This window comes from Bartonella sp. AD328YNZD, from assembly GCF_042196425.1.
In genome coordinates this window covers 1-7,246 of sequence record NZ_JBHIQG010000107.1, presented here as the reverse complement: position 1 = coordinate 7,246, position 7,246 = coordinate 1, and the positions used below count along the sequence as shown (strand labels likewise).

7 protein-coding genes and 1 pseudogene are annotated in these 7,246 nt (G+C 39.5%); all 8 read right to left on the bottom strand.

Annotated features, from left to right (window positions below; all coding sequences use genetic code 11):
- Window positions 1-104 (bottom strand): annotated as a pseudogene (locus ACFIO3_RS06415) (23S rRNA (pseudouridine(1915)-N(3))-methyltransferase RlmH); the annotation flags it as partial.
- Between the two features lies 1 nt (window position 105).
- Window positions 106-492, bottom strand: a complete 387-nt coding sequence (gene rsfS / locus ACFIO3_RS06410; RefSeq protein WP_375615167.1) for a ribosome silencing factor — start codon at window positions 490-492, stop codon at window positions 106-108.
- Between the two features lie 111 nt (window positions 493-603).
- Window positions 604-1,197 (bottom strand): nicotinate-nucleotide adenylyltransferase, encoded by a 594-nt coding sequence (locus ACFIO3_RS06405; protein WP_375607996.1) that lies wholly within the window; start codon window positions 1,195-1,197, stop codon window positions 604-606.
- 29 nt (window positions 1,198-1,226) lie between these two features.
- Window positions 1,227-2,483: a glutamate-5-semialdehyde dehydrogenase gene (locus tag ACFIO3_RS06400; protein ID WP_375686606.1), complete on the bottom strand. Its 1,257-nt coding sequence runs from the start codon at window positions 2,481-2,483 to the stop codon at window positions 1,227-1,229.
- A gap of 45 nt (window positions 2,484-2,528) precedes the next feature.
- Window positions 2,529-3,668, bottom strand: a complete 1,140-nt coding sequence (gene proB / locus ACFIO3_RS06395; protein WP_375606818.1) for a glutamate 5-kinase — start codon at window positions 3,666-3,668, stop codon at window positions 2,529-2,531.
- 1 nt (window position 3,669) lies between these two features.
- On the bottom strand, window positions 3,670-4,695 hold the full coding sequence (gene obgE / locus ACFIO3_RS06390; RefSeq protein ID WP_375606736.1) for a GTPase ObgE: 1,026 nt from the start codon (window positions 4,693-4,695) through the stop codon (window positions 3,670-3,672).
- A gap of 198 nt (window positions 4,696-4,893) precedes the next feature.
- On the bottom strand, window positions 4,894-5,622 hold the full coding sequence (locus tag ACFIO3_RS06385) for an RlmE family RNA methyltransferase (protein WP_375606735.1): 729 nt from the start codon (window positions 5,620-5,622) through the stop codon (window positions 4,894-4,896).
- Window positions 5,623-5,651: 29 nt separating this feature from the next.
- Window positions 5,652-6,962 carry a Ppx/GppA phosphatase family protein gene (locus ACFIO3_RS06380; protein WP_375607993.1) on the bottom strand — a complete coding sequence of 437 codons (1,311 nt, stop codon included), beginning with the start codon at window positions 6,960-6,962 and terminating at the stop codon, window positions 5,652-5,654.
- Window positions 6,963-7,246: the final 284 nt, after the last annotated feature.

Below are 7,246 nucleotides of genomic sequence, written 5' to 3'. Positions count from 1 at the left end.
CCTACAGCACCAGAACTTTTAGAAAAACGATCCAAATAATGTTGAACCAATGTTTGCTCTGCCCCACTTTTCATACGACCAACCGCAAAAATAGAAATTTGCATTTTAATGATCTCCGAAGAGAAGCAAAGCCGTATCATTTAAATCCGGCGTCATCCATATTTTTTCTAAATTATAAAAAAGACGAACTTCTGGACGAAAAAGATGAATGATAATATCACCTGTATCAATCAATACCCAGTCACCTCCAGCAAGCCCTTCTACACGCGCAAGCCCCTGCCCACTATCTTTCCAAGTATGTAATAAATGATCAGCAACAGAAGATACATGACGCTGCGAATTTGCTGAAGCTATGACCATATAATCAGCCAAAGATGACTTCCCTCGAATATCAATAGCAACAATATCTTCTGCTTTTGTATCTTCTAAACTCTTGAGAATAACTTCAAGACTCTCACTAACAGAAAAAACTTTTTTTTCTTTTGAAGGCATAATATCATAAGAGTGTTTGTGTGCAACGTTTTTCAGATCAATATCCTTTCTTGTCGTTGTGTAATGTCAAAAAGAGACTTCTTTAGAAAGAAGCAGAATCTGATGAAATGTTCAAGAAAAATCATTCTTCTCCAAACGAAGGTTTGTTGAAGATTGAAAAGATAAAGGTCCATGCAAATAAGTCCAAACTGGCGGTTTTATAAAAGGTAAGCGCCCACTTTCTCTCTCATCCAAACGAAATCGGCGATAAATCTGTGCCATAGGAGAAAAGAGTGCCGACCTATTGCCTAAAGGACGATCAATAATCGCAATAGGAAGCATAGAGACAATATCACGCCATCGATACCAATGATGTATCGTTGTAAAACTATCCGCTCCCATAATCCATACAAAATTTACACCACTGTAATGGGTAAGAATATGGAAAATTGTATCTACCGATACTTTGCTCCCTATAGCTTTTTCAAAACCTGTCAAGCGAATTTTCGGATGGTCAATAAGTTTAAAACTTAATCGCATTCTCTCCTCTAAAGGGAGTAACTGTGTACAATCCTTTAAAGGATTGCCTGGACTAACCATCCACCATAACTGATCAAGATGTAAACGCCGAATGGCAATTTTTGCAACGAGAAGGTGCCCCGCATGCGGCGGATTAAAGGAACCACCAAAAAGACCTACAACATTAGATCTTTCAACATGTGGCATACAATTTTTCCATGGAAAAAATAGGCTTTTCAAACTCTAACCTGACCATTTCCTTTAACATGATATTGAAATGATGTTAGCTGTTCAACACCTATGGGACCACGTGCATGCATTTTTCCTGTTGCGATACCAATTTCCATTCCAAAACCAAATTCACCTCCATCAGCAAACTGTGTCGATGCATTGTGTAATAAAATAGCTGAATCTAAATGATTAAAAAAGAGCTTCACCACTTCCAAATCCTCAGCAATAACCGATTCCGTATGTCCTGATGAATAACGCTTTATATGAGCAATAGCTCCCTCAACCCCCTCAACCGTTTTAACAGAAAGAATAGCATCAAGATATTCATGTGACCAATCTTCTTCAGAGGCTAATTTTACATCTGGCATAAGAAAAACAATATCTTCTGTGGCGCGAATTTCACATCCCTTCTCCTGTAAAGCAGTTAAAACAGGAAGAAACTTTTTTAATGCTTGGCTGTCAATGAGAACTGTCTCAACAGCACCGCATATCCCTGTTCGCCGCAGCTTTGCATTTAAAACAATATTGCGTGCCATATCTAAATCTGCCGATTTATCAATATAAATATGACAAAGTCCCTCCAAATGAGCAAAAATTGGAACACGTGCATCAGACTGAACGCGGGCAACAAGGCTCTTTCCACCACGTGGTACGATCACATCAATCGCTCCATCCAATCCTTTAAGCATTTCCCCAACGGCAGCACGATCTGTCGTTCCAACCATTTGGATAGCATCTTTGAGTAAACCAGAGCGCTCTAATCCTTGTACCAACGCACAATGAAGTGCATGAGAAGAATGAAAGCTATCCGAACCACCGCGCAAAATCGCAGCATTGCCCGCTTTTAAACACAAAGCACTCGCATCAATTGTAACATTTGGGCGACTCTCATAAATAATGCCAATTACACCAAGAGGTGTTCTTACACGACTTATATGAAGCCCATTGGGGCGTGTCCACGCACTTATGACCTGCCCAACAGGATCAGATAAATGAGCAACTTGACGAACACTATCTATCATTGCACCCAAACGCAATTCATCTAATCTAAGCCGATCAATCATTGCTGCTTTCAAATTATTCTGAGCAGCCTTCTCTAAATCCAAACAATTCGCCTGTAAAATTTCATCTGAGTAAGCCTCTAGGCTTAAAGCGATCATTTCCAATGCATTGTTCTTTTGCTCAGAAGAAGCAACAGCCAATGCTGCAGCGGCATAGCGTGCTTTTTGTCCCATATCTTTCATTTTTTCTTCTAAAGTCATCGTATCATCCACTCTGCCAAAATAATAAAAACAAAAGTAACTTTTTTAAACAGAATTGATCAAGCAACGTACAATCATATCATTACGATGCACCATAGCAGAGCGCGCCTCATACCCAAGAATAGCTTCAATTTCTTCACTTTTATGTCCTATAATGCGTACAGCCTCATCTTTGTCATAGCTTACAAGTCCACGCGCAATCTCAACTCCATCTGTACCAACAATTGCAACCGTATCCCCACGCTGGAAATTTCCCTCAACGCCAATAACCCCTGCTGCTAATAATGATTTTCCTGTTTCAAGAGCCCTAATGGCTCCTTGATCAATCGTCAAAACACCAGATGGATCTAAATGACCAGAAATCCATGTTTTCCAAGCATTGACAGATTTCTTACTTGCTGCAAAAAAACTCTTGCGTTCACCTTTGTCAATTGCAGCAAGGGGATTCATACGTTTGCCTGAAGTGATAATCATCGCCGTTCCAGCAGCATTAGCTATTTTTCCGGCATCAAGCTTAGTCTTCATTCCTCCCCGCGAAAACTCTGAAGCAGCAACATCTGCCATTTTTTCGATATCATGCGTAATGGATGCAACAAAAGGTATAAATTCAGCCGTAGGATCTCTATGGGGAGACTTTGTATAAAGACCATCAATATCAGATAAAAGTATTAAAAGATCTGCCCTCACCATTGTTGCCACACGTGCAGCTAAACGGTCATTATCACCATAACGAATTTCAGTTGTCGCAACAGTATCATTCTCATTAATAACAGGCACAGCCCCCAAATATAAAAGCATCTCAATCGTTGCACGTGCATTGAGATAACGTCTTCGCTCCTCCGTATCAAATAAAGTAAGCAAAATTTGGCCTGTTTTGAGCCCATGTTGAGCAAGCGCATCACCATAGGTTTTCGCTAACTCAATTTGCCCCAAAGCAGCACATGCCTGACTTTCTTCCAATTTCAAAGCCCCCTTAGGAAGCTGTAGCAATGTCCTTCCTAAAGCAATAGCCCCTGAAGACACCAATAATATCTCTACACCTTTTTTGTGTAATCCAACAACATCACTGATCAAACTTTTAAGCCATTCAACCCGTAACCCTGTCTGAGGATCAACCAAAAGTGCAGATCCAATTTTGACCACGATACGTTTATAGTGTGTGAGTTTTTGCAATCCAACAGCCATCTCAATCAATCCTGCTATCCCCACCGTTCTCCTCTTTACGTGAAATTTCAATAATACGTGCACCAGCACGCAGCACATTTTCTAAACCTTCGCGACTAACCGCAGAAAACATCATAACAGGTTGATCCGTTACTCTTTGTAAAGCTTCCTGTTTCGTTTTACGCTCGTCAACCGTGAGCGTATCTATTTGGCTTAAAGCGACAATTTCAGTCTTATTACTTAGATTGTTTCCATAAGACTCAAGTTCATGACGCACAATTTGATATGCTTTTGCAACATCTTCTTCTTGAGCAGAAATCAAATGAAGGAGGACACGACAACGTTCCACATGTCCTAAAAAACGGTCTCCAATTCCCACCCCTTCATGGGCTCCTTCGATTAACCCCGGAATATCAGCCAAAACAAATTCACGACCATCAATTCGTACAACACCAAGATGAGGATGTAGAGTGGTAAAAGGATAATCTGCAACTTTTGGTTTTGCAGCCGTCACAGAAGCTAAAAAAGTCGATTTCCCAGCATTTGGTAAACCAACAAGTCCCGCATCAGCAATTAACTTCAAACGAAGCCATATTGCACGCTCTTCTCCAGACAAACCTGGATTTGCACGACGCGGTGCCCGATTTGTCGATGTTGTAAAGTGAAGATTGCCAAAACCGCCATTCCCGCCTTTTGCAAGGCGATAGCGCTGTCCCACTTCCGTTAAATCACAGATTAACGTTGTATTATCTTCTTCAAAAATTTGCGTCCCAACCGGAACTTTAAGGATGACATCATCACCCTTCTCACCCGTCATATTACGCCCCTTGCCATGTCCCCCTGTTTTTGCTTTAAAATGTTGTTGGTATCGATAATCAATCAGCGTGTTAAGCCCATCAACAACAAGCGCCCAGACATCACCTCCCCGCCCCCCATTCCCCCCATCAGGCCCCCCAAATTCTATGAATTTTTCACGACGAAATGATACTGCTCCGGAACCTCCATTACCAGAACGAATATAAACTTTAGCTTGATCAAGAAATTTCATTGGAAGCGCTCACTGAGGAATCAATCTTTCTACCTCTATAGGCAATATATTAATTTTACCAGTTTTTCATCATTGTTAACAGAGAAACTCTAAATATCTCTGAATAACTATTTGAAAAAATCATCATACTTAAATACATGCGTAAAGTTAAGCTTTTTCAAATACGTAAGTAAAGTTAAGCCTTCTTAAAAGAAGGTGCTATTCTTGTATTTTTGTTTTTCCCTTAAATTCAAGCGCTAAAAGATAAAGCTCCACTGATTCTGATCGGCTTGCGGGTGGTTTAACATGATAGACTTTTTTAAAATGCTGTTTTAGTATTGTGAGAAGAGTGTTTTCTGCTCCACCTTGAAAAGCCTTTGCCAAAAAATGCCCACCAGGTTTTAGAACAGAAAGAGCAAAATCAGCAGCAACTTCACATAAATAAATCGTTCTTAAATGATCTGTTTGACGATGTCCTGTTGTTGGTGCAGCCATATCAGAAAGTACAACATCCGGCTTTGTTCCTAAAGCATCAATTAATTTCTGCGGTGCATCTGCATGTAAAAAATCCATTTCCAGCATCACAACCCCAGGCAACGGATCAACATGCAAATAATCAATACCAACCACGCTAGGCTTTTCATCACTTGACCCTATTATATGCCCAGCCACCTGACACCATCCCCCAGGTGCTGCTCCTAGATCAATAACCTTTTGTCCTTTTTTCAAAAAACTATAACGTTCATTAATTTCAATGAGTTTATAAGCCGCACGTGAACGATAACCATCTACTTTTGACTGATGAACATAAGGATCATTCAGATGCCTCTCTAACCATCGCCGTGATGAAGCTTTAATGGTTCCTGCTTTCTTTTTTACGCGCTGATATAATTCATGTGACCCTGAACCTCCATAGCCACCCTTGGGTGTTTTTGTTATTTTTTTCATCGTTATTCATTGTCTCCATATTTAGTTCTCTAACGCTTGAAATCTCTGCTCTTTCTATGACGACACCATACACCATCGCGTAACATCAGCTCTATTAAAATTCCTTCCCTTAATCCACGATCAGCAACCCTTAAACGCTGACTTGGCCAAACTTCTCGAATAACATCTAAAATTGCACAACCAGCTAAAACTAAATCTGCTCTCTCTCGCCCAATAAAAGGACTTATTACGCGTTTTTCTATATCCCATGACAATAGGCGTTTTGTCATAAGAGTAATGTCTGCATCATTCATCCAAATGCCATCCACTTTTCTTCTATCATAACGCTCTAAATTAAGATACATTCCTGCTAAAGTCGTAACTGTACCAGAGGTTCCCAAAAGATGAAACTTCGGACCTTGCGCTAACTCTCCTAATTTATGACGATCTGAAAAATTATTTAACAACCTTCGCACATAGCTTTTCATTTTTTCAAAATCGTCTAAACTAATATTATTTCCTCCAAAACGTTCAGCAAGTGTAACAACACCAACAGGAAGAGAAGTCCAAGCGATAATCTGTCCAGATAAACGAAAAGAACGTTTTTGAGAAACATCAAGGAGAACAATTTCTGATGATCCTCCTCCAATATCAAAAAGCACAATTGCATCAATATTTGGCTCAACAAGCGTACTGCACCCTGTAACCGCAAAACGCGCTTCTGTTTGCCGATCAACAATTTCCAATTCAAGACCTGTTTCATCCAAAACACGCTGAATAAAATGCCTACCATTTTCCGCTGAACGGCAAGCTTCCGTTGCAATCAAACGATAACGCTTAATATGCCTTTGTTTTAATTTTAAATGACAAATCTTTAATGCTTCAATCGCACGATCCATAGCTTGCGTATTAAGAAAACCGTTATTTATTAAACCTTCTCCCAATCGTACAATACGAGAAAAAGCATCAACAACACGAAAATATCCAGGTTTACTGGGAGATGCGATAAGAAGACGACAATTATTCGTTCCCAGATCAAGCGCCGCATAAAGAGGTGGGGATTTTACTTGAGAAAACCGTCGAAGAAAAGGAACTTTGAGTTTTTTTGTTTTTTGAGCTCCTATCATTGTCTGACCATGAAACTCAAAAGCTGTTTCCGATTGAATAAAAACCTGTTTCTGTTTACAATATTTTTTTCTCTGTTGTCCCTTTATATCAACAAATATGGAGTGTGCCTCTGTTCGTGACAATGCAGAAAGATTGTTTTTATTACTACCACACGGATCATAGAACTGATCTGCTTCAGTATCGCATGTTTCTCCTCGCTCTGACTCTTTTGAACCATAATTTAACGGGGTCATTTCTCTCATCCTTTGAGCGTTTCCCCCAATAAATAAACGCAAAAACTCTTCTACTCACTCCTAAATAAAGCAACAATGCAGCATCAAATAATAAAAGAAACCATTCCTTCTTTTTCTATCATCAAAATTTTCTACGCTAGCATTATTCAGATTTTGGTATAATCTTTTGGTTGTTTTCATGAAATCATTCTTCTCTTTATGAATTGAAAACTATAAATTAATCGTTTACGTTCACATTAATTTTTATAAATTATGCTCTTTTCTTTATACCATTTACCGGAGCA